This is a genomic window from Leclercia sp. UBA5076 (genome assembly GCF_002416465.1).
Taxonomy (GTDB): Bacteria; Pseudomonadota; Gammaproteobacteria; order Enterobacterales; family Enterobacteriaceae; genus Enterobacter.
This window is the reverse complement of the sequence record NZ_DIAO01000012.1, coordinates 92,172-114,931: the sequence shown is the minus strand read 5'-3', so window position 1 is coordinate 114,931 and position 22,760 is coordinate 92,172. Positions and strand designations below refer to the sequence as shown.

Here is a 22,760-nt window from a genome sequence, read left to right as displayed (position 1 = left end):
CGCCAGGCTTGCCGATCATTTACAGGTGTTGTTCGACGCCCCCTCTTCACGCCATACGCCCCAACTGCTGAAGCCTTTGCCTGGCTCTTCCTGGCCCGGGTTGACGTACCACTGGTTAAACCAGATTTTACCGTTGTGGGACACTTTGGTGCATTTCACCGGATAGGCAATTTTTGGGTTATAGGCCGGAACGGTCTCTTTGGCTGGGGTTTCATCCTGGGCCGGAGTTTCATCCTGGGCCGGAGTTTCATCCTGGGCCGGAGTTTCATCCTGGGCCGGGGTTTCATCCTGGGCCGGGGTCTCGTCCTGGGCCGGGGTCTCGTCCTGCGCCGGGATGGCCGGCTTGCTGACCTTAATTGTCATGCTGTCCTGCGCTGTGCGGCCGTCCGCGCCGGTGGTGGTCAGGGTAAAGACCGCATCGCCCTCGGTATTCGCCGGGATCACCGCGTAGGCATGGGCGCTGTTCACGCTGCTGCTCAGGGTACCGTTCAGGTTCTGCTGCACAAAGAAGGTGCCAGCGCCTTTGGTCACGCTCCAGTTATACGATTTTGCATTGAGGCTTTGGCTGCCGTCCAGCGGCCAGGTTTTCACCCCCGACGTGGGTGACTCCATGCTGTAATCCGCGCCCGCTGCTGCCGTCGGCGCCGGCAGGGTATCGCCCCCATCCTTCAGGGCCAATATTTTGGCCGCCGCCCGCGCCATATCCGGCTGGGTGCCGATGGTCTGCCCGGTGCCGCTGGCGGCCGGTGTTCCGGTCTCCTGGAGGATTTGACGCATCTGTAGCGGCGTCACGGTGATCCCATGCGCTTTGGCGATCCCAGACAGGCTGGCCACCACGCCCGCCACGATGGGCGTTGCGGATGAGGTGCCGTTGAAGCTGCTGGTATAGTTGGCGTTAGGGGCGTTATAAAGCGGGCCGTAACCGGTGGTGGTGACATCGTTGCAGCCCCAGGAGGAGCTGGTGACGCGCTTGCCGTAAGTACTGAAGTGGGCGCGTTTACCATCTTTGGCGCAAAGCGCGCCGACGATAATCGCCCCGGAATCGCGAACGTTGGTATCCCACTTGCCGTTAAAGCCCGGCGCATCCAGGTTGATATTGCCGTTGCCTGCGGCGGTGACGACAAACACCCCTTTGTCAGTCAGGGCTTTGATAACATTGAAGTAGCTCTGATCGTTTTCAATCGGTATGTAACAGTTTTTTTGACAGGTACCGGCCACTTCACCGCCGTAGGTCTGCATGTTCAGCGACACCACGTCCCCGGCTTTGAGCTGAGGGATCAGCTTATACAGATTGCTTGAAGGCCAACCGGCATAGCCCACCTTGCTCTTCCAGCTCAGCCCGCGCACCCCGGCCCCGATATCCCGCCCGGCCAGAATACCCATGGAAGCTGTACCATGTTCCCGCTCAGAGCAGGCGGCACTGGTACTGGTGGCGCTGCCCTGGCTGAACGCGATGGGCGGTAAATTGACATGTTGCGGGTTCCAGGCGCAGTTTTCTGAAGAGACAAGGGTAATATCTTCCCCCTCATTGCCTTTATAAAGGTTGACACTGTCGCGGTTAACCCCGCCCATAAAATAGCCCGCGCGCTTTTCATCCGGCGCTTTTAAATAATCCTGGAGATGGCGAAAATCCGGCACTGAAACCGCACCGAGGCTGCCGCTGGATGCTCTTAAGCCAGGTCTGACGGCGCTGTTCTCTCCCTGCTCCTCTTCCAGCGAAACGGGAAGTGATTCCGGATAGACCGCTTCAATATTTTGATTATGTTCCAGCTCGCTAATAATGCTGTTGATGTAGTTCTTATCCTGGTTCTTATCGCCCGGAAGATTAATACGCAAATAGCGATCGAAGCCGTAGCGCTTATTTATCGCCGCCATTTCGGTGGTATTTTTATCGGCGGGATACATGGCGGTGGCTGCCAGTGAAGGGTCGCTCAGGGTCAGCGAAGGCTGGGCGCCCGCGTCTGTCGACGGTTTCAGCTTAACAATGATCGCATCGTAGGCAACGCCCTCCTCCGCCAGGGTGGCCTGAGGTACGGTATCGGCCCAGGCGGTGCTGGAGACGATCGCACAGATCAGTAACGATAAAATTCTTTTTTTCATTTTTGCCAACGTTCCTTAATGACATTTATTTATGTGAAATCCCTTTTTTCACAATGAAAGAAAATCATCATCCAGCCAATAAGAGCGTTCTTCTAATAAATAAGAACTGTCTCTATGTGTATTAGTTTCCCGATCTTTTTTGAACGCGAAAATGTCAACCGCAACGCAGAGTAAAAATAACCAAAATAATATGCATAACGCGAAAACGACAGGCACTCAGGCGAATAATACCAGCCGCCATAGCGCAAGACATTTCTAATATTAAAAATATCTTCCAAAGGATAATTAATACGCTCTCGCGGGGGTTAAAATTGGTTTTATAAATACGCTGGCCGTTATCGTCTCAGCGTTCAATGCTGGAGAATTACGATGCGATTAAATTTAACCATTGCCGATGAGCACCCGCTGATTCGCCGGGGCGTCCGGGCGATGATCGACGACATGAATAGCGCTGGCGCAGCGATTGCAATCAACGATGAAACGGAGTCGACATCCGATCTGCTGAAAACGCTGACCCGAGAGCTTCCCGATATCCTGCTGCTGGGCTACACGCTTAACGGCGCCCACAGCGCCGATCCGCTAAGCCGTATGGAGGGGCTGGCGCTGGTAAAAGGCCTGCGCCAGCGTTTTCCGGGGCTCAAAATACTTCTGCTGGCCCGCTACAAGAATCCGCAGCTTCTCCGCCTGGCCATTGAGACAGGAGCAAAGGGGTACGTTAGCCACAATATAAACGCGAAAACCCTTCGCGACGCGCTCACCTGCTTAATGAATGACGACGTCTACGTCGAACCGGCGCTGCTGGAGCTGCTCTTCCCCGGTGAAAAGCCGGCCGCGGAGACGCTCTCCGCCAGAGAAGTGGACGTGCTGCGTTTACTTTGTAAAGGAGGGAGCCTGACGGATATCTCGCGTCGCATGCACCTGAGCATTAAGACCGTGAGCGCGCATAAAATTCGGGCGATGGAGAAGCTGCGGGTGAAAAATGACTGCCAGCTTTACTGCCTGCTGGCCCGCACCCGGATGTTTGATATTACCTTTTAACATCCGGGCCGGGTGAAAGATCAGGCCGCAGGCAGTTCGGCCAGTGGCCAGCGCGGGCGCACGGAGACGCTGAGATCCGCCGTGGCGTTCGATTTCAGACGCACCATACCGGCATAGGCGATCATCGCCCCGTTATCGGTACAAAATTCCGGGCGGGCATAGAAGACTTCACCGCGGCGTTTTTGCATCATCTCAGCGAGCTTCGCGCGCAGCGTGCGGTTGGCGCTAACGCCCCCCGCCATCACCAGGCGCTTAAAGCCGGTCTGATCCAGCGCGCGTTTGCACTTGATCATTAAAGTATCCACCACCGCATCTTCAAAGGCGCGGGCGATGTCGGCGCGTGTCTGCTCGTCGTCGTCATTATTCCGGATGGTATTGGCGGCAAAGGTCTTCAGGCCGGAGAAGCTAAAATCCAGACCCGGACGGTCGGTCATTGGCCGCGGGAAGACAAAGCGCCCTTCGGTACCCTGCGAGGCCATTTTCGACAGCATCGGGCCGCCAGGGTAATCGAGCCCCAGCAGCTTGGCGGTTTTGTCGAACGCTTCACCCGCCGCATCGTCAATGGACTCGCCCAGCAGTTCGTACTGGCCAATACCGGTGACGCTGATCAATTGCGTATGACCGCCGGAAACCAGCAGCGCCACAAACGGAAATTCAGGGGGATTCTCTTCCAGCATCGGCGCCAGCAGATGCCCTTCCATATGGTGAACCGCGATAGCCGGAACATCCCACGCGAACGCCAGCGAACGCCCGACAGTGGCGCCCACCAGCAGCGCCCCCACCAGACCCGGACCCGCCGTGTAGGCCACAGCGTCAATATCTTTTGCCGTAAAGCCAGCCTCTTTCAGCGCCGCCTGGATCAGGGGCACCGTTTTACGCACATGGTCGCGGGAGGCCAGTTCTGGCACGACGCCACCGTAGTCGGCATGCAATTTTACCTGACTATACAATTGGTTGGCGACCAGCCCTTTTTCATCGTCGTAGATCGCGATGCCGGTTTCATCGCAGGATGTTTCAATACCCAGTACACGCATGACTTGTTTTACCTCACTCAGATACCGCGCAGTGTAGAGCCTGGGCGGGTTGATGTAAAACTTTCCTCACCCCTGGAGTTCACTTCGTGTATACTCCTCACCCTTATAAAAGTCCCCTTTCAAAAACGGCCGCGGTGCTTTACAAAGCAGCAGCAATTGCAGTAAAATTCCGCACCATTTTGAAATAAGCTGGCGTTGATGCCAGCGGCAAACCGAATTTATAAAGGTGAGAGTTACATGCCGGTAATTAAAGTACGTGAAAACGAGCCGTTCGACGTAGCACTGCGTCGCTTCAAGCGTTCATGCGAGAAAGCAGGTGTTCTGGCTGAAGTTCGTCGTCGTGAGTTCTATGAAAAACCAACGACCGAACGTAAGCGCGCTAAAGCTTCTGCTGTGAAACGTCACGCGAAGAAACTGGCTCGCGAAAACGCACGCCGTACTCGTCTGTACTAATCTATTGAGGACGCACGTCCTCAGTCGTCAGACAGAGTAGTAGTCGTAAGGCCGTGCTTCCGGAAGGAATGCGCGGCTTGTTTTCGTTTATACGTTCCTAAAAATTTCTGGGGCCTATGGCTGGACGAATTCCACGCGTATTTATCAACGATCTGCTGGCAAGAACCGACATTGTCGATCTCATCGACGCGCGGGTAAAGCTGAAGAAGCAGGGCAAGAACTATCACGCGTGCTGTCCATTCCATAATGAAAAAACCCCCTCTTTCACCGTAAATGGTGAAAAGCAGTTCTACCACTGCTTCGGCTGTGGCGCGCACGGCAACGCCGTCGACTTTTTGATGAACTACGACAAGCTCGAGTTCGTTGAAACCGTCGAAGAGCTGGCTGCCATGCACAATCTTGAAGTGCCTTATGAAGCAGGCAGTGGCCCCAGCCAGATAGAGCGTCATCAACGACAAACGCTGTATCAGCTGATGGATGGCCTGAATTCGTTTTACCAACAGTCTCTCAAGCAACCTGCTGCTGAGCCTGCGCGTCAGTATCTGAACAAGCGCGGACTGAGCGACGATGTTATTGCGCGTTTCGCTATTGGTTACGCCCCGCCCGGCTGGGATAACGTGTTGAAGCGTTTTGGCGGCAATAGCGAAGATCGTAAATCACTCATCGACGCGGGCATGCTGGTCACTAACGACCAGGGACGTAGCTATGACCGCTTCCGCGAACGGGTGATGTTCCCTATTCGCGACAAGCGTGGCCGGGTAATTGGTTTTGGTGGCCGCGTGCTGGGCGATGCCCTGCCGAAATACCTCAACTCCCCGGAAACCGATATTTTCCATAAAGGCCGCCAGCTGTATGGCCTGTATGAAGCCCAGCAGAATAACGCTGAACCGCAGCGGCTGCTGGTGGTCGAAGGCTATATGGATGTGGTGGCGCTGGCGCAGTTCGACATTAACTATGCCGTGGCGTCGTTGGGTACCTCTACCACTGCCGACCATATCCAGCTGCTGTTCCGGGTGACCAACACGGTCGTCTGCTGTTACGACGGTGACCGGGCCGGACGCGAAGCCGCCTGGCGCGCGCTGGAAACGGCGCTGCCTTATATGACCGACGGGCGTCAGTTGCGCTTTATGTTCCTGCCCGACGGCGAAGACCCGGATACGCTGGTGCGTAAAGAGGGCAAAGCGGCATTCGAGGCGCGGATGGAGCAGGCTCAGCCGCTCTCCACGTTTCTGTTTAACAGCCTGATGCCGCAGGTAGATTTGAGCACCCCGGATGGCCGCGCCCAGCTGAGCACGCTGGCGTTACCGCTGATTACTCAGGTGCCGGGCGAAACGTTGCGCATCTATCTGCGCCAGGAGCTGGGCAAGAAACTTGGCATCCTGGATGACAGCCAGCTTGAACGTTTAATGCCAAAACTGGCTGAAAGCGGAGCGGTTCGCCCCGCGCCTCAGCTAAAACGCACAACCATGCGTATACTGATAGGACTGTTGGTGCAAAACCCGGAGCTGGCCCCACGCGTGCCCTCTCTGGCGGGTTTAGACCACGAAAAGCTGCCTGGACTTGGCTTATTTGCAGAACTGGTCAACACTTGTTTGTCACAGCCAGGTCTGACCACCGGGCAACTTTTAGAGCACTATCGCGGAACAAAAGCCTCCGCAACCCTTGAAAAACTGTCGATGTGGGACGATATAGCAGATAAAGAGATTGCTGAAGAGACCTTCACCGACTCGCTCAACCATATGTTTGATTCGATGCTTGAACTGCGCCAGGAAGAGTTGATTGCTCGCGAGCGCACACACGGTTTAAGCAGCGAAGAACGCCGGGAGCTCTGGATGATTAGCCAGGAGCTGGCAAAGAAATAACAGAAAGACAAAAGTATTTAACGGCTTAAGTGCCGAATATCGATCGGGTAGATCCCGACAGCCGCACTGAGAGGCAGCGGCAAAAATACAAGTACGCCCTCGCTTTAAAGGTTGGCAGCCGTATCGCCGACACCAATCAAACGAATAAGTGTGGATACCGTCTTATGGAGCAAAACCCGCAGTCACAGCTGAAACTTCTTGTCCAACGTGGTAAGGAGCAAGGCTATCTGACCTATGCCGAGGTCAATGACCATCTGCCGGAAGATATCGTCGACTCCGATCAGATCGAAGACATCATCCAAATGATCAACGACATGGGTATTCAGGTGATGGAAGAAGCCCCTGATGCCGATGATCTGTTACTTGCTGAAAACTCAAACAACACCGACGAAGATGCAGAGGAAGCTGCTGCACAGGTTCTGTCGAGCGTTGAATCTGAAATCGGCCGCACCACCGACCCGGTTCGCATGTACATGCGCGAAATGGGTACCGTTGAACTGTTGACCCGCGAAGGCGAAATTGACATCGCTAAACGTATCGAAGACGGGATCAACCAGGTGCAGTGTTCCGTTGCCGAATACCCGGAAGCGATCACCTATCTGCTGGAGCAGTACGATCGCGTTGAGGCAGAAGAAGCCCGCCTCTCCGATCTGATCACCGGTTTTGTCGATCCGAACGCGGAAGAAGACATGGCCCCAACGGCGACGCACGTCGGTTCTGAACTCTCTCAGGAAGAGATGGATGATGACGAAGACGAAGACGACGAAGATGGCGATGACGACAGCAGCGATGATGACAACAGCATCGACCCTGAACTGGCTCGCGAGAAGTTCGCTGAACTGCGCGCGCAGTACGTTGTCACCCGTGACACCATTAAAGCCAAAGGCCGCAGCCACGCAGCCGCGCAGGAAGAGATCCTGAAGCTCTCTGAAGTGTTCAAACAGTTCCGTCTGGTGCCAAAACAGTTCGATTACCTGGTAAACAGCATGCGCGTGATGATGGATCGCGTACGTACCCAGGAACGCATCATCATGAAGGTGTGCGTTGAACAGTGCAAAATGCCGAAGAAGAACTTCATCACCCTCTTCACCGGCAACGAAACCAGCGAGACCTGGTTCAACGCCGCTATCGCGATGAACAAGCCGTGGTCTGAAAAACTGCGCGACGTGACTGAAGAGGTACATCGTGGCCTGCAGAAACTGCAGCAGATTGAAGAAGAGACCGGCCTGACCATCGAGCAGGTAAAAGACATCAACCGTCGTATGTCCATCGGTGAAGCGAAAGCCCGCCGTGCGAAGAAAGAGATGGTTGAGGCGAACTTGCGTCTGGTTATCTCTATCGCCAAGAAGTACACCAACCGCGGTCTGCAGTTCCTGGATCTGATTCAGGAAGGCAACATCGGTCTGATGAAAGCGGTTGATAAGTTCGAATACCGTCGTGGTTATAAGTTCTCCACCTACGCAACCTGGTGGATCCGTCAGGCGATCACCCGCTCTATCGCGGATCAGGCGCGCACCATCCGTATTCCGGTGCATATGATTGAGACCATCAACAAGCTCAACCGTATCTCCCGCCAGATGCTGCAGGAGATGGGCCGCGAGCCCACGCCGGAAGAGCTGGCCGAGCGCATGCTGATGCCGGAAGACAAGATCCGTAAGGTGCTGAAAATCGCTAAAGAGCCAATCTCCATGGAAACACCAATCGGTGATGATGAAGATTCGCATCTGGGTGATTTCATCGAGGATACCACCCTCGAGCTGCCGCTAGACTCTGCCACCACCGAGAGCCTGCGTGCCGCCACCCACGACGTACTGGCTGGCCTGACCGCCCGTGAAGCGAAAGTCCTGCGTATGCGTTTCGGTATCGATATGAACACCGACCACACGCTGGAAGAGGTGGGTAAACAGTTCGACGTTACCCGCGAACGTATCCGTCAGATCGAAGCGAAGGCGCTGCGTAAACTGCGCCACCCGAGCCGCTCTGAAGTGCTGCGTAGCTTCCTGGACGACTAATTCGTCCTGATGTAAAAAAGCTCCCTACGGGGAGCTTTTTTTATGGCTGACGCTTCAGAGCTTATAGCCCCCGCACGACCAGCGCCTCGTCCAGCTCCCGGTACGCCTCCACCAGCTTCTCCAGCGTTGCCCGGTTCAGGCCGCTCGGATTGGGCAGCACCCACACCTGCGTTACGCCGATGGTGATCTTCTGCTTTCCCCACTGCACCCCACGCTGGCTAAAAGCCTGCTCATACGCCTGCTTGCCGAGGACCGCCAGCGCCGCGGGCTGATAGTCCTCCATCTTCTTAACTAACTCGCGCCCGCCGCTGCGTAGCTCATGCAGGTTTACCTCACTCGCCTGCACCGTGGGCCGCTCCACCAGCATGGTGATGCCGCAGCGGGTATCCAGCAGCTGCTGCTCCTCTTCCGGCTTGAGCAATTTATCGGTAAACCCGGCCTGGTAAATCACTTTCCAGAAGCGATTACCGGGATGCGCAAAGTGAAAACCAGTATGGGCGGAAGACTTGCCCGGATTGATGCCGCAGAACACCACCCGCAGGCCTGGCGCCAGGATATCACTGATCATTATTACTCCTGCTTATTGATTCAGGCTTTAAGTATAAAAGATTGAAAATGCGTTGTTTATAAAAACAGCAGGCAGGTGCGTATGGCTGGATTGCAGCGAGCAGTTACTTTATAATCCTCCGCCACGGCCCCTTAGCTCAGTGGTTAGAGCAGGCGACTCATAATCGCTTGGTCGCTGGTTCAAGTCCAGCAGGGGCCACCAAATATATCAATGAGTTACGCAATAAGCTTAACTTTTATGTATTCTCCAGGATACCCATAGGATACTGCAAGTAAGTATCATGGAGTAACGATTTGGCTGAAAGGCCTAAACGTGCAGTTGGGTCGTGGCAGCCGGAGTAACTGCTTCTAAAGATAAAAGTGCCACGGGTCTGTAATTCTTGCCCCCATCTCATCAAGCAGACGGCAAGAACCTTTAAGGAGTTAGCATGATCAACTTCACAAAGGGCTCAGACCTGCTGTCAGTGCGTGTAACGGTTTTTTGTGGCCTGTTTACTGCATTGACTACCGGTGGTATTGCACCGTTGGTAGCTTTGCTGAGTTCAGTAGCCCTAATGATCCTTTTACGTCACTTATAGCGTATCAAGCTCGGCCCGGCGCAAGCCGGGCCAACCCACGCGTAGATCTGTAATAGCGTTAATTCAGCTTCAATTTCAACTCGTTCTTTTACAGCAAAAGGAGTTGTTTTATGGTCGATGTACGTATTACTTGTATCACCCTATCCGATACTAATGCAGCGCATGAGCACATTACGCACGTTGGAAGCCCTCAGTTTAACCCCAAGGGTAGCAAATGGACTGTGGCTCAAGTGATCAATGCTATTGAGAACAAACTGCATACATTTCATGTAACAGATGCCTATGGAAAACGTGCTGACGTAGGCGTGGTCGATCCTGGAAGTGGTAGGAAAAAATATATCCGGACCTATGCAGATGGTAGATGGAATAACAACTTACTTTCACTCCCGCACTGCTAATATTTTGATGGCTGCATAATGCAGCCATCATTTTTTGTTTAACGCCATGGCTTATCCGGTTTCTTCCATTGGAAAGGACCGGCATTCTTTCTCTGACGATAGCGTTCTTTAGCAGCAAGGGAAGATGCAACACTGGTACGGATCTGCAACATTTCCTGTCCATTCAGATCGTGTCCCTGCTGGCGGGCCATCTCTGTTATTACCGCCTCGATAGTATCTCGCTTCATCATGCATACTTACAGCTGATCTTCGACATAGATCCCCGCCGAGATAATTGCACCGCCAATACGGCGCTTACCGTAAAGCAACGGTACCGGATAGCCTTGGGCAGCAGTGTTGGTGACACCTCCAAACGCATACGAGGCTTTATTATCGGCACTTTGCTTGCTGGCAAGGCCTGGCACCTGTGGAGATATCATTTGCATTACACCACCTACCGCCATCGCTGAACCAGCAGCAAACATCATGTTACTGGCTGCAATGCCAATACCAGGCATCCAGATTGACGCCGCCACCAGCACCGCGCCGAGAATAGTTTGCATCACCCCTGCTTTTTTGCTGCCGATTAACACAGGCACAATATGTATCTCACTCCCATTATTCGGAAACTCCAGATCATCTTCTCCAATGTTCTTTTTCCCGACATAAATCGCATACGTTAAACCGCGCGCTTTGCTGGAATTCATATACCTCTCGAAGTCCGGAACTGTAGCGGCTAACGCCTGAAACGCTTCATGCGTGGTATGGATCAGGCGCTGGTGAGTTTTACCAAAAATCTTACCCAGCGGGCCAAACATACGGATTGTTGCCATCGTTTCACGATTTGCGGTATTCATTGATTCACTCCTGTCTTATAGATCGCAGGCAGAGCTGCTTTGAGGTCATAAATCTTTTTCTTACAGCTGCTGCCCGGTAAAGATTCAGTATCTTTCAGTCGCTTCGATATGGTCTGACGATGAATGCCGGTAACTGCAGCGAGCTCACTGATTGTCAGCTTTATCTGCCGCATCGCGCCCCCTCATGATGTCGAACAAAAAACATACAATCCATCATCTTTCCTGTTTTAACCAAAACTAGTCTTAATTAAATCAGTAGGTTATCGGATGATGATGATGACTACAGAATCTAAAAACTAGCCGTTTTCCGCGTGCCCGCCGCCTCGTGGCTGGTCCCCCCTCCGGGAGGACCCGACCGATCCAGGCTGCGAGGGGCGGCTTTCGCCGCCTCTGCGCCTTACGGTTTGCCCGTAGACTTGACCAGACCGCGATAGTCCAGCGGCGCTACGCCAGCATCGATGCGCACCTTCCATGCAACACCATCAACAGTGAAGCCCTCCTGCTGTTCGAGGTACGGTGAATCCATCCCGTCAAGATATGCAACCTCCACGGTGTCCATGCCCTGAGCTGCGGTTACATACCACTCTTTGGCGTTGTGCTTATCAAGGCGTGGCTCAACAATGACCTTCGCCATGTCTTTCACTACGTTAACGATCCCCGGGTTCTGGTTCAGTGTGCCGCTGCTGTCTACCGGGAATAGTGAGGAAGAGGACAGAATCGCCCGGTTGGCCGCTCCCTCGAGTGCTGCCGGCACAATGAGGAATGATGGAGTAACGTTCACCGGATCACCGTTGGCGTCCTCCTGCAGGCGCATAGCTTTGCGCGCGGCATCAAGGCCTTCGGTGCTCATGTCCAGTGCGATCGTGTTCTTGTGATCAGCGTGGAACAGGGCCTTACCGTCAGTGAATGCCTCGTTGGTGGTCAACACTAGATAGACCAGCTCGCCAACCGTACGGGATGCAGCCCGCCCCATAGCTGTCGGGATGGTGCTCAGCTGAGTGAGGTCATCGTTGATGATTGCCTGGCGGGTGATAGAGAAGATCTCACCATATGTGGCCAGCGCGATAGGTACGCCTTTATCACTTGTGGTGATGTATTTATATTCCGCGCCCTCACGTACCTGACGCAGTTTAGAGAATCCATTCAGGCCAACGCGCTTCGCTTCATGGAAGTTGCTGAGCGAGCCCGCTTTGGTCCATTGCTGGAAAGTCTCACCGCTGTTCTGCCAGCCTGCCAGCACTGACTTTTCAGCGCCACCAGCGAGGATGTGTGAAAAGTCACTGCTGCTATGCGTAAACGCCAGGTTCACAATTTGCGACCGGTTACCGAAGCTGCTGATGCCGATACCGCGATCCACCAGCGAGGCCTGCGCCATTTCAAACAGGCTCATCATTGCGTATGGGTTGCCGCGTTCTGCACGCTCGTGGCCCAGACGCGCGTACAACCCCTGACGAATACCATCGCCAGTAATGTTGCCATTTCCTGCATAGACATGAGTCTTATCGGACGGAGAGCTATTACGCCCCATCTGCGCCAGCAAGAGATCTTTAGCCTTTTCTTTGGTGCAACCAGCGTCTTCGAGACACTGCATCTTCAACGCGTCGTGCTTACCACCGAACATCGCAAACAGATCCTTAATACCATTAATGCGGTCCTGTTCTGGTGCAGCGCCGGTAATAGACGCTTTCGGGCTGGTGATCATCCCTTTCAGTGATTCAGGCATATGTTCAAATTCCTCAATTCGTTTGGATTCGATGCAGGCCATAGCACGCACCGATTCAGTAACCTGATCTGCAAAACCATGCGCCACACATTCAGCGCCGGTAAGCCAGGTTTCGTCTTCAAGCATTGCGGCTACGGCTTCTGGGTTTTTTCCGGTTTTCTCGACGTAGGCGGGGATCAGCACGCTCTCTACTTTGTCCAGGAGCTCGGCGTAATCACGCATTGCATTGGCATTGCCGCTCGACGCCCCCCACGGCTTGTGGATCATCATCATCGCGTTCGCGGGCATGATTACTGGATTACCGACCATCGCGATGACGGAAGCCATTGAAGCGGCCAAGCCGTCAACATAAGCGGTGATCGGAATACTCAGGCCTTTAAGGGCGTTGTAGATGGCGATGCCGTCAAATACGTCACCACCCGGGGAGTTGATGTGCAGGTTGATACTGGTGGCATCTGAAATGGCTTTCAGGTCACTCACAAATTTCTTCGCCGTAATGCCCCAGTAGCCGATCTCGTCGTAAATGTGGATGTCAGCCGCGCCACCAGTTGCTGATGCTTTGATGCTGTACCAGTTCTTCATTCAGCACCATCCAACCACTGATTCACTGCGTGGCGAACAATCTGTGCCATTCCCGGTACTGGTTTACCCGGGTTTTCTTTAATAAAGCGGATGCGATACTGCTTCAGACGCTGGTTGGTGGCCGCATCAATATGCATTGAAGTACTTTTTGGCCCACCAAGATTAAGACTACTGGTATCGTTTTCCATTTCTGATCCTTAACGTAATTAATGATACACAGACAATCATTGATCAGAAAAAGTGGTAAGTAAAATGAGTTCTATCAGAAAAACAGATTAATTAGATAAAAAAAAACCCGACCGAAGTCGGGTTGGTTTCATTACAACTGATATTCAGCAGTTGCAAACGGGGATAGCGAACACCTTCGCCCGTTTAGGGTAACTCAGCGTCCCGTCTGGATTACGTTTGTAAGGTCTAAAAATGACCTCACAAGCGTTACCACACTTTGGACAGATTCCGTTTGCCATAAACAATACCTGTGCTTATATACAAGCTGTAATCCTGTCCAGCCTTGTATCAACGCAGGTTAACCGCTATTCTTAAGTTTCCACGCTAAAGAGCTGCGGTTAACCTGCACTCTGGAAGAAAATCAGTTTTCTTCCCCCTAAAGCCCTGCTATCTAGCAGGGCTTTTTTGTTTAGTCGCTTGCTGGGAGTGAAACTGCGAAGGACTCAATAATTGTGCTAATTCGTTTTGCTTCGTCTTTCGTTAAGTCACGTGGAAGGTTACCAATGACCACGGTCAGCTCATCACGTAGAGGAATAGGAAGCTCGAAAGTCTTAATAGAAGTATTCTGCGAACTAACTGCAGGTGGTTGAGTGCTTTTTACTGGCGATCTGCGCTGTTTCACCGTCACATCTTCTCCTTTCTCATGCGCAATGAATTTTGCAACAGCCCCGTTAAAGCGGCTGATATAGGATTTTTGCGTATCCTCAGCAATGCCATTTGTCATAACGTAAGTGTTAATGATGTCCTCAGTATCCCAACTTTCTGCATTTTCAGTGTCTGAGATGGAATCTTTAACCAGATAGCAAACGCTACGTACATTACCGGCAGTGCTTGGAGAAGCCCCAGTAACTTCCACATATTTATCGATAAAACGGTAAAAGTTAGCTTTGGATAAGTCCATAACTCTAACCTCCTTAAGCTGGTAGAGCTCAACATGTAAGCATAATGGCACAACAATCCCAACCGCGCAAGATCACAACACACAAGATCTTTTAGAGATCGACTGGATTAGGCTCTCATCGTGAGTCAGAGTGAATTGGAGTGAGGTGTAGTGAGATGCAGTGAGATGCATTGGGATGCAGTGAGATGTATTGGGATGCAATGAGTAGTAGTGAGATGCAGTGAGATGCAGTGAGAGGTGATAAAGTATTAAGCAGCGCCTAATAAACTTCTAAATACCATCTTTAGGTATTCACCTGTTCACCATTTCAATTTTATTGTTCATATTCAATTAATTAAGTGATGAACACTATAACTATAGGTATTCATTAGTGTTCACCCTACCCTTCACCCATTTGGGCAAAAAGAAAAAAAAGGTGAACAGGTGAATACTTGATGAATACCTAACAAATAAGTGTTCACCCTTTAATGCCCTGTTATTAATCAGTTTTTTAACAGAGTGAATACTGGTGAACACTTTATCGATAACTTTACTCTACCCCTTCATTCTCAATAGTGGCAGCACATAATGGCATCCAGTCACCAGAGTCATCATGCAGGGTTACGTTAGAGCGTATACCATGTTTGGTTTTCCTCTTCTGGTACGCCTTCCCATACTCAGCCATTGCGCCAGGCATATCAGTACCGAACCGCATTAACGATACTGGCTTACTAAGGCCATTGGCTCGCATGTATGCCAGGTAAGCGTGATACAGATACTTACGCGGGCTAAAAGGCACTATCTCGGCATTGCCGATAAACATCCCATCGCACACTACTGACGCCATCAGGTAGCCGCAGAAGTCCACCAGCGAATCACCTTCACGCTTAATCGCCAGCGCCTCCTCTGACTTCTGCTGTTCGTGCAGTAAACGCCGCGCATCGTCCTGATCCGCAAAACGTGTCAGAAGGTGGCGAATCACTACGGCCAGTTCACCCTCTATCTTCTCGGCCAGCAATGTGTCGCGTTCGTTTTCTGGCACCACCTCGGTAAAGTTGAATATCACCCGCCGGCGCGAAATACCGCCGCTGCGGTCGCTGAACGTCATAGCGTTGTTATTGACGGCCAGCACGACAGCCTGTATCCGGGTCGAATACGGCGCTTTGTGTTTTGGGTCGATAGAAACCTTATCACCGCCGGTAATAGCCTTTATCCCGGCACCGTCGCCAGCGTAGCGGGTCATATCCGGCATGATGATCAGAGAATAACCGACCACCAGCGCCCTGTCCCTCGCATCCTCCAGCGCCTTCATGCTGGCCGACACCGTATTGGCCTTGCCCGCCAGCATGGTGCAGATTTCTGCCATCACGCTCTTACCGCTACCACCCGGCCCTGTTACCTCCAGGAATAACTGCCAGTCGTACCGGTTCGCCAGCACCATAAACAGCGCAGCCAGTACGCGATCTGTCTTACGGTCATTGTTGGCCACGGAACGGCGAAGCCATTTCCAGAAGTTTGGCGCATGGCTGGCCAGCGTTTCCCCTTCGGCTGGTGGGCTGAAAGGCAGCTCACTGGCGATCAGCAGCCAGTCAGTTTTGTTGTGCGGCCGGAATTGCCCCGTTCGGGTATCAAATACCCCATTGCTAAAACCGACTAGGTTTCGGGCCGTCACGCCCATCACCGGAAGGCTCAGTTTCATGGTCTCCACCGCTGATTTGATGGCGTTCTGCGAATAGGCCACCTCAGCATCGATATAAATCTGCGCCATTTCACGCTGCAGCTCTTTATCCGGCAGTGGGTTCCACACTACGCCGTTATAGTGATGGACCGTGTCTGAGTCGGCATGTATAGCCAGATCGCCATCATAATGAGCCAGAAGTACCTCACCTCGCTGGCTGGCCCCCATCTGATTCAATGCTGGTGCCACACCACTATTAGCCGGTTCGCGTTTCGAGATCGGGAGATCGACAACGACGCTATCCCTCCTGATCCTCTCTAGGTAATCACGCCAGTCCTCTGGCTGACGATCCGGAATGCCCTTATACAGCTTGGCATCCTGCACGCCTGCCAGTGCCAGCTTCTCGCCAATAGCATTAATTAGTATCTGTTCAATATTCCCTGCCAGATACACACGGGCCGTACGCCGCCCTTTATCGATAATTTGCAAGTTATCCAGTTCCGCCAGCTGCTTTGGTCCCAGATAGATAGGCGGCGTTGTATCTTCGGCAATCTTCTTCCCCAGTCCCTCTTCCCACCCCTTCGCATGGGCGTAAGCATCAGCACCAGCAAAAATTATCGCCTCGGTAAATTTTTCCTTTGGCAGGTGTTTGAGATTAGGCGCGTTTTTCATTGCGGAATCCCTCCGCTCATCTGAAATTTACCCAACAGCGGATGAAACCAGTATGCCGATCCGTATTTGCGTTTGGCACTGCGCAGTACCAGGCGCGCCGCCTCCCGGAATTTCTCATCGGGGGCAATGAATCCGCCAGACTTCATCTTGACCAGCATTACACCAGTGTTCTTCGCCAGTTCTTCAGCCTTTTTAGTAGAGATGCCGTACTCGGCCGCCAGCGTGGCCACAGGCGTCATTCCTGGAGGGATTTCACCGCCCTGGCTATCAGTTAAGGTGCGGATATGCTCTTCTAAGGTCAGCACTCGTTCAACTAACAGATCCACTCGCTTTTCCAGCTCGTTGAATTTAACGTTACTGATCATCGAACTACCTCCCCGCGTCGCATTCTGAGAACGAAGTTTGCCGTACGGCTGTTTTGCTCCAGTGCCTGTGCCATTCTTGGTAAATGACGAAGAGCATTCCCAAGCAGGACTAAATCACGGCGCGCATCTTCATCGGCATAGCTTTCACTCTCCGTAGCATCAGAGGTCAAATTACCGATCAGAGTAAGCGCACTGGTTATGGCAAAAACCCCGTCGCCATAAACATCGCTAGCATCATTCAGGTCATCGTCATTAAGGCGTTCAAAGTCTGGGGAGTGCTTAACAAGCTGATGGTAGATATCACGCATGACGCACCTCCAGCCCAGAAAGATTCAATTCGAATGTACCGTTGGCATATTGATAGAGCGGGCATTCAGAGCGGATCTTTGCCGCGAAAACAAGGTCCCAGCCGGGGAACGCGTCGCGGGCTTTTTCTTCTGTGTCTGCATTGAAACGGACAATCACCGGACGAACGTCCGCATGACGCTTAGGGGTTGCCAGGAACAACCATGTAAATTTGGGGTGAGTTTGGGTATGCTGTTGATCAGCCATAACTGTTACCTCGTATAACGGTTTGGTCAGACGCCTCGGCAGTGTTCCCGCACTCCGGGGCGTTGCTATTTGCAATGCATGTGTGTAATGTGTAATTACACATAAGTACATTACATCGGGTGTAATTGACGTGTCAACACACAAAAATGAAAGACGTGGTAATCCACCATTCCAGTTCAGACTAGATCCAGAGTTACGTGAGCTAATGGAACAGGCCCAGCAGCAGGATGGTGATGAATCTCTAGCGGCCTGGATTAAACGCATTATCCGCAAGGAATTGCAGCAGCGAGGCATTGAGTCTAAAGGCTGACCGAGTTGCAAATATGCAACTCCAGATCTCCCCATTTTTGGGGCGATCACTTTAGGGGTGTGCGGCAATGCCGTATACCCCCGCCATTGGCGAAAGTCTTGAACGCGAAACCCTAACCGCGCCAATGGCGCAGTTCCGATATCTCTTGAAATTTCAGGCGATGGCTCAGCTCCTGTAATAACAGGAGCCCTCTGGCTTTGACCACCAGCTGCTGGCCTGGTATGCTGATTTTGTTTCGAATGATCCCACTGGCGGCCCTGCAAGGCCGCCTTTGTTTTATCCAGCATACATCCCCCTCAGAGAGTCTGAGTACGACGAGTTGATGCAAGATAACCATCAAGATCCGACCGCATATAGATAACTTTGCGACCAACCTTATGATGTGGAATTTCCACCTTTCCGGTGTGAGCCCAATTAGCCAAAGTTTGAGAATTAACACCAAGATAAGCAGCCGCTTCAGCACGGGTAAGGCGTTCTAACGAGAAAGGAGAGTTGACTAACTTCATATTTATCACCGTGTATTAATGGTTAACAACAGTGATAAATATCTATTATGACGTAATGACTTATCAGCCCAGTAACTGGCTAATGGTTCTCAACTGCCGGATGCAACGGTACAATAACCAGTAACAGTCCCCCAGCAGCCAGCTATTGGGGGAAAACTAATTCAAGTCGTGTATATTTTTCTGGTTTTGGGGGCCTCAATCCAGAGAGGGAGATCCAGTTATCCAATGCATTACGGCTTACCTTGCCATGATAGTGAGCAGCCAAGGCATCAAGTAGCGCTGTTTTTGCACCACAAGGATATTTTCCCCACGTAAGTTTAATAACTTCAATAACTTCTGAATAATATGGATTACGGGGCCTTTTTGCCTTTTCTCTCTGAGCTTCTGAAATCGCCTTTTGCGCTATTTCATTAAACTCTCTGATAGATAATTCGTCGCTAAAAACACCTTCCATTAGCAACTTAATACCAATTCTCGCAAGAGAATCTGCATTATTTTTCATTCCAACAAAATGTAACGCAAGCGCAGCATTCAACACTGTGACTCCATCACCTGATAATGGTATATCGGTTAAAAATGGTGTCTGTTTTTCATCCATGTACAACAATGTGTTGATTGACTGGTCACCCCTCTCGGTTTCAGCGCTCTCTATCCCAATAAAATAGAGAAATTCTTCAACTGGGTTATCGGAACATTCGAAATAATGAATGATATTATTAACCATATTTCGCGCCAAGCTTGCAGAGGCATCTATCTTAAAGCCGTCGCGCAAGATTGAAATGGCCATAGAATCAGTGCCATCAGTAAAAAGCTCGTTTATAAACGTAGCTACAATTGCAGCCCTAATACTCATTTCACCATGCGTCATATCTGACACCCCTTTTTATCATTCGAGATTGCGAAGATTAATTCTCTTTTTTCTTCTTCACTAAGACTCGCCAAAACAGACATTAATTGAGTATTAATATCTCTTTTGCTTTCAATCAAACCAGCATGTTCCAGGATGGCCCGTTCAATTCGGGTGGCTGGCTCGAGTAGCTCGTCAGCACCAAAATGAAGATAACCCTGCGTTACGTCTGCGCTTCGCATTGTTCGATGGTTCATCAGCCGCTTAAGAATGTAACTTCCCACGCCCACCAGCTCGGCAACGGTGCCAAAGGTACGGCGACCATCGTGCCATTTGAAAGGTATTGGCTGCAGCATATCGGGGTTGGGGTTTGGGATGGTTGCGGAACTGATGCGATCGATAACATGCCGGTATTCTTTAATGATGCCTTTCGCACCGGGAAACACTAATGCCTCATCACCAGATTTCATTTTCAGCCGACGCCGGAAAAGCTCGAGCAAAGTACCCGTCATAGGTAGCTCCAACGGGTCTCCGTTCTTGGTGATATCAATCCAGAAATACCGCCCCCCCATGTTCACGCGGTCCCAGGTGAGACCAAAAATCTCTGATTTGCGTAAACCGGTAAAAATCGACATTTCGACAGCGTCACATATCGCAGCCGCCACATCATCCCGGCCTTTTTCAGCTGTATCACGCACTACCGAGACGGCGTCCAGCCAGCGCGCGAAATCATGAGTGCGGATGCGCTCCGTTTTTCTGATCGTGCCATGCCACTGGCGCTTTGTGCTCAGCACCAGTGTTGGTGGATCAGGTAGGAGCGTTTTTCCCTCTTCATCTCGATAGTGATCATGCGCGAAACGATAAACGGCACGCAGTGCCCTGGCCCATAAATCAGCCTGTGCTTTACTGCCAGCCCCAACCCCGGCTCTTAGTGTCCCCTTGTCAGCACCGAACCAAACGGAGCCATCGGTAACAGCTTTATGGCGATACTCAACGCGCTCACGCGAAATGGTAGCGAGGGATTGTTTCATCCAGTCGCCTGAGTAATTTTGCAGGATGGCGCGATATTGCTTTTCGGTTGTTGGTTTCAGGCGGTGGCCACGATTTTGAATGTAGGTGTCCAGGGCATCGCATAGAGTTACGGCTGCTTTTTCGTTTACCCGCTTCGCTACGTTAGGGTTTTGTCCTGTGGTTGCAACACCACCAAGCAATTCGAGTGCTTTCGCCCGGGCATTGTCTACAGAGAGATCGGGAAATCTCCCGAGCGTTGCGCGGATAAACTTGCCGCTACGCTTTCTTGAAATGCAAAAGCTCTTAACGCCACTGGTACCGACGCGAACGCGCAGGCCATTAACTACGGTATCGCCGTATTCCACTTGGCCTTTTTCCGCTGGCGGTAGGCTTTCAATTTTGGCTTTGGTGAATTTGAAAGTTTCCACTGTCACCTCATTAACAAGCGATCGGGATATCCTACGAATCGCTTGTTTTGCTCCAGGATACCTATAGGATACCGCAGCGAGGTATTTTTGAGTATATACAGGTATTTATACAGTGGTTGTTAAATAAGTTAAGTTATTGATAGTTATGGTAAAGTATTTTTAGGTAAGGTATTGATGCTTAACTCATAATCGCTTGGTCGCTGGTTCAAGTCCAGCAGGGGCCACCAGATTTTGGCTTTAAAATCAAAGAATTAAGCCACTCCAGTGAGTGGCTTTTTTTTACGCTAACACTAATAAGTAGCTTCTAGCACGCTCTCAGTGCGTCCGGTACGGCTCCCTCACATAATCCCGCAAGATATACACCAGATCGTGCAGCAGCCCGGTCAGATCCTCCGCGACTGCGCCCGGCAGCATATTCCCCAGTAACGCCTGATTCAGCGAACGCAGATATCCCACCATCAAACAGGTATCCTGCCAGCAGTCCGGCATGGCGGAATCCGGCAGCTCATCAACGGTGAGCTGGGCAATAAGGTGTGGGGGTAAATCTTCATCACACAGTTGCGCCAGTCGGGTGAGCACGTGCGACAGCCGTCCGCATAACGCCAGACGCGCGGTAATTTCTTTAGTTTCAAGCAGAACTGTTACCAGAGCCGCGCAACGATCCGTGACCTCAAACAGGTCAGCAGAGGCAGGCAGGGGCGAGGTGAGCAAGTGGCGGATAACGCTTTCGTCAGATTCGGGGTAAGTCAGGGTTGGGATCGTAGCCATAAGGCATCCTCCTTGTACGAGAAATAAGATCACCACCAGAGTTCCTACGCTCGGGGGGTGACGCTGACGGAGGTAGGAATGCCGACGTACAAGGGGATCGGCCAGCCTTTCGGCTGCTCCGCCAGCGCCACCGTAATCATATCGGGATACGCGCTGGCAGGACACCAGATCGTGAATCTGGGTCACCTTGTACTAAAGCGGGTTCCTACGCCCGGTTGCAGGTTTCACCGCAACGAGGAGACTCTACGCCCTGCTCTCCCCCACACAAAACAAAAAGCGCCACCGCAAGTCATTCTTGCGAGGCGCTTTCCAGAATCTCAATGTGAGAAGATAAAACTTATCTCGCCAGCGACACCAGCATCTTCAGACTCGCCGAATAATAATCCTCCTGAGCCGTGATCTGCGGCTCGCCCGCCGGGAGTTGCCCCATCGCCAGGTCACGCACAGCCAGCAAGCCGCCGTCCATCATATAGGGCGCCGGATCGTTGGTGGTGATGTTCACCCAGGCTGGCGTCTGGGTACGGGCAAAACGTCCCCAGTAGGCGGTATAGGGCGCCATCAGCGGGCTGGTTGGCTGATACCACTTCACGTAGAGCGGCACGCGGATCGCGTCATAGCTAAATCGCGCAGGCCACTCCTTGGCCGGGGTTACGCGCCCGTCGGCGTACAGTGAAACCCAGTCCGCCGGCAGCTGCGTGTTGCCAAAGCGCATTTTCACCAGCAGCTTCTGCCCGTCGTTGATCAGATCGCGCCACACCGTCAGATGGCTGCGCTTCGCGAAATCCTCCCAGGCCGGGAAGATAAAATAGGAGGGGTTGAGATTCACATGGCTGTTGAGGTTAAAGCCTTTCGCGCCAGGCAGCATCACGCGGTAACCGGCAAAGCTGATCACATTGCGGGCCACCAGCTCTTTGGTGATAGCGTCCGACGCGTTCAGGTAATTGCTGTCATTCCACTGGGTGCCCGCCTTTAACAGCGCCCAGGCGATAAAGGTATCGCCGTCGGTGGCATTGTTTTTATCCATAACCGGATCGGCGGCCACCGGGTTAAAGCGCCAGTAGAACAGGCCGGTCTGTGGGTTTTGCAGATTCTTTTTGGTCCAGCTCCAGATTTTGTCAAAACCCGCGCGATCGTTGTTGCGCACCGCCATCATCATGGCGAAGCCCTGCCCCTCGGTATGGCTCACGCTGTTGTTGCCGGTATCAATGATGCGACCATCCGGCATCAAAAACCGCGCCTTGTAACTCTCCCATGCGCTTCCAGCGAAAACCTGATGGCTTAACAACAGCCCCAGCGCCAGAACCACGATTTTAATTCGCTGCCACATGGCCG

At 52.2% G+C, this 22,760-nt stretch carries 24 protein-coding genes and 1 tRNA gene; 7 read left to right on the top strand and 18 right to left on the bottom strand.

Annotated elements, in window-relative coordinates; genetic code table 11:
- Positions 1–15: 15 nt before the first annotated feature.
- A complete protein-coding gene (locus tag B3X29_RS12235; RefSeq protein ID WP_159339928.1) occupies positions 16–2,100 on the bottom strand; it encodes a S8 family peptidase in 2,085 nt (694 codons plus the stop codon).
- A gap of 369 nt (positions 2,101–2,469) precedes the next feature.
- Between B3X29_RS12235 and B3X29_RS12230 the strand changes: the two genes are divergently transcribed.
- Positions 2,470–3,138, top strand: a complete 669-nt coding sequence (locus B3X29_RS12230; RefSeq protein WP_103177012.1) for a response regulator transcription factor — start codon at positions 2,470–2,472, stop codon at positions 3,136–3,138.
- A gap of 20 nt (positions 3,139–3,158) precedes the next feature.
- On the opposite strand, the gene tsaD is transcribed toward B3X29_RS12230, so the two are convergent.
- Positions 3,159–4,172: a tRNA (adenosine(37)-N6)-threonylcarbamoyltransferase complex transferase subunit TsaD gene (tsaD, locus tag B3X29_RS12225; RefSeq protein WP_159339927.1), complete on the bottom strand. Its 1,014-nt coding sequence runs from the start codon at positions 4,170–4,172 to the stop codon at positions 3,159–3,161.
- A 237-nt stretch (positions 4,173–4,409) separates the two neighbouring features.
- Here tsaD and rpsU point away from each other — a divergent pair, with 237 nt between their 5' ends.
- From rpsU to rpoD, 3 genes are all read left to right on the top strand, one after another.
- Positions 4,410–4,625 carry a 30S ribosomal protein S21 gene (gene rpsU / locus B3X29_RS12220; RefSeq protein WP_001144069.1) on the top strand — a complete coding sequence of 72 codons (216 nt, stop codon included), beginning with the start codon at positions 4,410–4,412 and terminating at the stop codon, positions 4,623–4,625.
- A gap of 116 nt (positions 4,626–4,741) precedes the next feature.
- Positions 4,742–6,487, top strand: coding sequence for a DNA primase (dnaG, locus tag B3X29_RS12215; protein WP_103177014.1), 1,746 nt, complete (start codon positions 4,742–4,744; stop codon positions 6,485–6,487).
- A gap of 122 nt (positions 6,488–6,609) precedes the next feature.
- Positions 6,610–8,499: an RNA polymerase sigma factor RpoD gene (rpoD, locus tag B3X29_RS12210; RefSeq protein WP_255410825.1), complete on the top strand. Its 1,890-nt coding sequence runs from the start codon at positions 6,610–6,612 to the stop codon at positions 8,497–8,499.
- Between the two features lie 61 nt (positions 8,500–8,560).
- Here rpoD and mug read toward each other — a convergent pair whose 3' ends face one another.
- Entirely contained in the window at positions 8,561–9,067 is a 507-nt protein-coding gene (mug, locus tag B3X29_RS12205) for a G/U mismatch-specific DNA glycosylase (protein WP_103177016.1), read from the bottom strand.
- 125 nt (positions 9,068–9,192) lie between these two features.
- Between mug and B3X29_RS12200 the strand changes: the two genes are divergently transcribed.
- Positions 9,193–9,268: transfer RNA gene (locus B3X29_RS12200), tRNA-Ile, on the top strand.
- A gap of 486 nt (positions 9,269–9,754) precedes the next feature.
- Positions 9,755–10,042 carry a DUF3892 domain-containing protein gene (locus B3X29_RS12195; RefSeq protein WP_103822934.1) on the top strand — a complete coding sequence of 96 codons (288 nt, stop codon included), beginning with the start codon at positions 9,755–9,757 and terminating at the stop codon, positions 10,040–10,042.
- Between the two features lie 38 nt (positions 10,043–10,080).
- Here the strand turns inward: B3X29_RS12195 and B3X29_RS12190 are convergent, their stop codons facing one another.
- The 10 genes from B3X29_RS12190 to B3X29_RS12145 form a co-directional block, all read right to left on the bottom strand.
- Positions 10,081–10,272 (bottom strand): hypothetical protein, encoded by a 192-nt coding sequence (locus B3X29_RS12190; protein ID WP_103822935.1) that lies wholly within the window; start codon positions 10,270–10,272, stop codon positions 10,081–10,083.
- 6 nt (positions 10,273–10,278) lie between these two features.
- Positions 10,279–10,878 carry a tail assembly protein gene (locus B3X29_RS12185; RefSeq protein ID WP_103822936.1) on the bottom strand — a complete coding sequence of 200 codons (600 nt, stop codon included), beginning with the start codon at positions 10,876–10,878 and terminating at the stop codon, positions 10,279–10,281.
- The gene (locus B3X29_RS12180; RefSeq protein ID WP_146052347.1) at positions 10,875–11,051 is read right to left on the bottom strand and encodes a DUF1441 family protein; all 177 of its coding nucleotides are present in this window, start codon (positions 11,049–11,051) and stop codon (positions 10,875–10,877) included. Before B3X29_RS12180 ends, B3X29_RS12185 begins: the two co-directional genes overlap by 4 nt.
- 224 nt (positions 11,052–11,275) lie before the next feature.
- Positions 11,276–13,183 (bottom strand): ClpP-like prohead protease/major capsid protein fusion protein, encoded by a 1,908-nt coding sequence (locus B3X29_RS12175; protein WP_290540077.1) that lies wholly within the window; start codon positions 13,181–13,183, stop codon positions 11,276–11,278.
- The gene (locus B3X29_RS12170) at positions 13,180–13,371 is read right to left on the bottom strand and encodes a hypothetical protein (protein WP_290540075.1); all 192 of its coding nucleotides are present in this window, start codon (positions 13,369–13,371) and stop codon (positions 13,180–13,182) included. Before B3X29_RS12170 ends, B3X29_RS12175 begins: the two co-directional genes overlap by 4 nt.
- 449 nt (positions 13,372–13,820) lie before the next feature.
- On the bottom strand, positions 13,821–14,312 hold the full coding sequence (locus tag B3X29_RS12165; protein ID WP_290540073.1) for a hypothetical protein: 492 nt from the start codon (positions 14,310–14,312) through the stop codon (positions 13,821–13,823).
- Between the two features lie 529 nt (positions 14,313–14,841).
- The gene (locus B3X29_RS12160) at positions 14,842–16,641 is read right to left on the bottom strand and encodes a DNA primase family protein (protein WP_290540071.1); all 1,800 of its coding nucleotides are present in this window, start codon (positions 16,639–16,641) and stop codon (positions 14,842–14,844) included.
- A complete protein-coding gene (locus B3X29_RS12155; RefSeq protein WP_290540070.1) occupies positions 16,638–17,006 on the bottom strand; it encodes a hypothetical protein in 369 nt (122 codons plus the stop codon). The genes B3X29_RS12160 and B3X29_RS12155 overlap by 4 nt, the downstream gene beginning before the upstream one ends.
- Positions 17,003–17,314, bottom strand: a complete 312-nt coding sequence (locus tag B3X29_RS12150) for a hypothetical protein (protein WP_290540068.1) — start codon at positions 17,312–17,314, stop codon at positions 17,003–17,005. The genes B3X29_RS12155 and B3X29_RS12150 overlap by 4 nt, the downstream gene beginning before the upstream one ends.
- The gene (locus B3X29_RS12145; RefSeq protein ID WP_290540066.1) at positions 17,307–17,558 is read right to left on the bottom strand and encodes a host cell division inhibitor Icd-like protein; all 252 of its coding nucleotides are present in this window, start codon (positions 17,556–17,558) and stop codon (positions 17,307–17,309) included. Before B3X29_RS12145 ends, B3X29_RS12150 begins: the two co-directional genes overlap by 8 nt.
- A gap of 130 nt (positions 17,559–17,688) precedes the next feature.
- Here B3X29_RS12145 and B3X29_RS12140 point away from each other — a divergent pair, with 130 nt between their 5' ends.
- Positions 17,689–17,868, top strand: a complete 180-nt coding sequence (locus B3X29_RS12140) for a hypothetical protein (RefSeq protein ID WP_097363435.1) — start codon at positions 17,689–17,691, stop codon at positions 17,866–17,868.
- Positions 17,869–18,164: 296 nt separating this feature from the next.
- On the opposite strand, the gene B3X29_RS12135 is transcribed toward B3X29_RS12140, so the two are convergent.
- The 5 genes from B3X29_RS12135 to B3X29_RS12115 form a co-directional block, all read right to left on the bottom strand.
- A complete protein-coding gene (locus B3X29_RS12135) occupies positions 18,165–18,374 on the bottom strand; it encodes a helix-turn-helix domain-containing protein (RefSeq protein WP_290540063.1) in 210 nt (69 codons plus the stop codon).
- Between the two features lie 142 nt (positions 18,375–18,516).
- Positions 18,517–19,242 carry a hypothetical protein gene (locus B3X29_RS12130; RefSeq protein ID WP_290540061.1) on the bottom strand — a complete coding sequence of 242 codons (726 nt, stop codon included), beginning with the start codon at positions 19,240–19,242 and terminating at the stop codon, positions 18,517–18,519.
- Positions 19,239–20,660: an integrase family protein gene (locus tag B3X29_RS12125; RefSeq protein WP_290540059.1), complete on the bottom strand. Its 1,422-nt coding sequence runs from the start codon at positions 20,658–20,660 to the stop codon at positions 19,239–19,241. The genes B3X29_RS12130 and B3X29_RS12125 overlap by 4 nt, the downstream gene beginning before the upstream one ends.
- A 315-nt stretch (positions 20,661–20,975) precedes the next feature.
- Entirely contained in the window at positions 20,976–21,428 is a 453-nt protein-coding gene (locus B3X29_RS12120) for a hypothetical protein (protein ID WP_103177085.1), read from the bottom strand.
- 337 nt (positions 21,429–21,765) lie between these two features.
- Positions 21,766–22,755 carry a glycosyl hydrolase family 8 gene (locus B3X29_RS12115; protein ID WP_159339926.1) on the bottom strand — a complete coding sequence of 330 codons (990 nt, stop codon included), beginning with the start codon at positions 22,753–22,755 and terminating at the stop codon, positions 21,766–21,768.
- Positions 22,756–22,760: the final 5 nt, after the last annotated feature.

Excerpts from the sequence above, each read along its gene's own strand:
- B3X29_RS12150 (WP_290540068.1), bottom strand. The coding sequence starts at position 17,314 with ATGCGTGATATCTACCATCAGCTTGTTAAGCACTCCCCAGACTTTGAA.
- B3X29_RS12170 (WP_290540075.1), bottom strand. The coding sequence starts at position 13,371 with ATGGAAAACGATACCAGTAGTCTTAATCTTGGTGGGCCAAAAAGTACT.
- B3X29_RS12115 (WP_159339926.1), bottom strand. The coding sequence starts at position 22,755 with ATGTGGCAGCGAATTAAAATCGTGGTTCTGGCGCTGGGGCTGTTGTTA.
- rpsU (WP_001144069.1), top strand. The coding sequence starts at position 4,410 with ATGCCGGTAATTAAAGTACGTGAAAACGAGCCGTTCGACGTAGCACTG.
- B3X29_RS12195 (WP_103822934.1), top strand. The coding sequence starts at position 9,755 with ATGGTCGATGTACGTATTACTTGTATCACCCTATCCGATACTAATGCA.
- B3X29_RS12190 (WP_103822935.1), bottom strand. The coding sequence starts at position 10,272 with ATGATGAAGCGAGATACTATCGAGGCGGTAATAACAGAGATGGCCCGC.
- tsaD (WP_159339927.1), bottom strand. The coding sequence starts at position 4,172 with ATGCGTGTACTGGGTATTGAAACATCCTGCGATGAAACCGGCATCGCG.
- B3X29_RS12180 (WP_146052347.1), bottom strand. The coding sequence starts at position 11,051 with ATGCGGCAGATAAAGCTGACAATCAGTGAGCTCGCTGCAGTTACCGGC.
- B3X29_RS12175 (WP_290540077.1), bottom strand. The coding sequence starts at position 13,183 with ATGAAGAACTGGTACAGCATCAAAGCATCAGCAACTGGTGGCGCGGCT.
- B3X29_RS12135 (WP_290540063.1), bottom strand. The coding sequence starts at position 18,374 with ATGAAGTTAGTCAACTCTCCTTTCTCGTTAGAACGCCTTACCCGTGCT.
- B3X29_RS12120 (WP_103177085.1), bottom strand. The coding sequence starts at position 21,428 with ATGGCTACGATCCCAACCCTGACTTACCCCGAATCTGACGAAAGCGTT.
- B3X29_RS12145 (WP_290540066.1), bottom strand. The coding sequence starts at position 17,558 with ATGGCTGATCAACAGCATACCCAAACTCACCCCAAATTTACATGGTTG.
- B3X29_RS12185 (WP_103822936.1), bottom strand. The coding sequence starts at position 10,878 with ATGAATACCGCAAATCGTGAAACGATGGCAACAATCCGTATGTTTGGC.
- B3X29_RS12160 (WP_290540071.1), bottom strand. The coding sequence starts at position 16,641 with ATGAAAAACGCGCCTAATCTCAAACACCTGCCAAAGGAAAAATTTACC.
- B3X29_RS12230 (WP_103177012.1), top strand. The coding sequence starts at position 2,470 with ATGCGATTAAATTTAACCATTGCCGATGAGCACCCGCTGATTCGCCGG.
- mug (WP_103177016.1), bottom strand. The coding sequence starts at position 9,067 with ATGATCAGTGATATCCTGGCGCCAGGCCTGCGGGTGGTGTTCTGCGGC.
- B3X29_RS12165 (WP_290540073.1), bottom strand. The coding sequence starts at position 14,312 with ATGGACTTATCCAAAGCTAACTTTTACCGTTTTATCGATAAATATGTG.
- dnaG (WP_103177014.1), top strand. The coding sequence starts at position 4,742 with ATGGCTGGACGAATTCCACGCGTATTTATCAACGATCTGCTGGCAAGA.
- B3X29_RS12235 (WP_159339928.1), bottom strand. The coding sequence starts at position 2,100 with ATGAAAAAAAGAATTTTATCGTTACTGATCTGTGCGATCGTCTCCAGC.
- B3X29_RS12130 (WP_290540061.1), bottom strand. The coding sequence starts at position 19,242 with ATGACGCATGGTGAAATGAGTATTAGGGCTGCAATTGTAGCTACGTTT.
- B3X29_RS12155 (WP_290540070.1), bottom strand. The coding sequence starts at position 17,006 with ATGATCAGTAACGTTAAATTCAACGAGCTGGAAAAGCGAGTGGATCTG.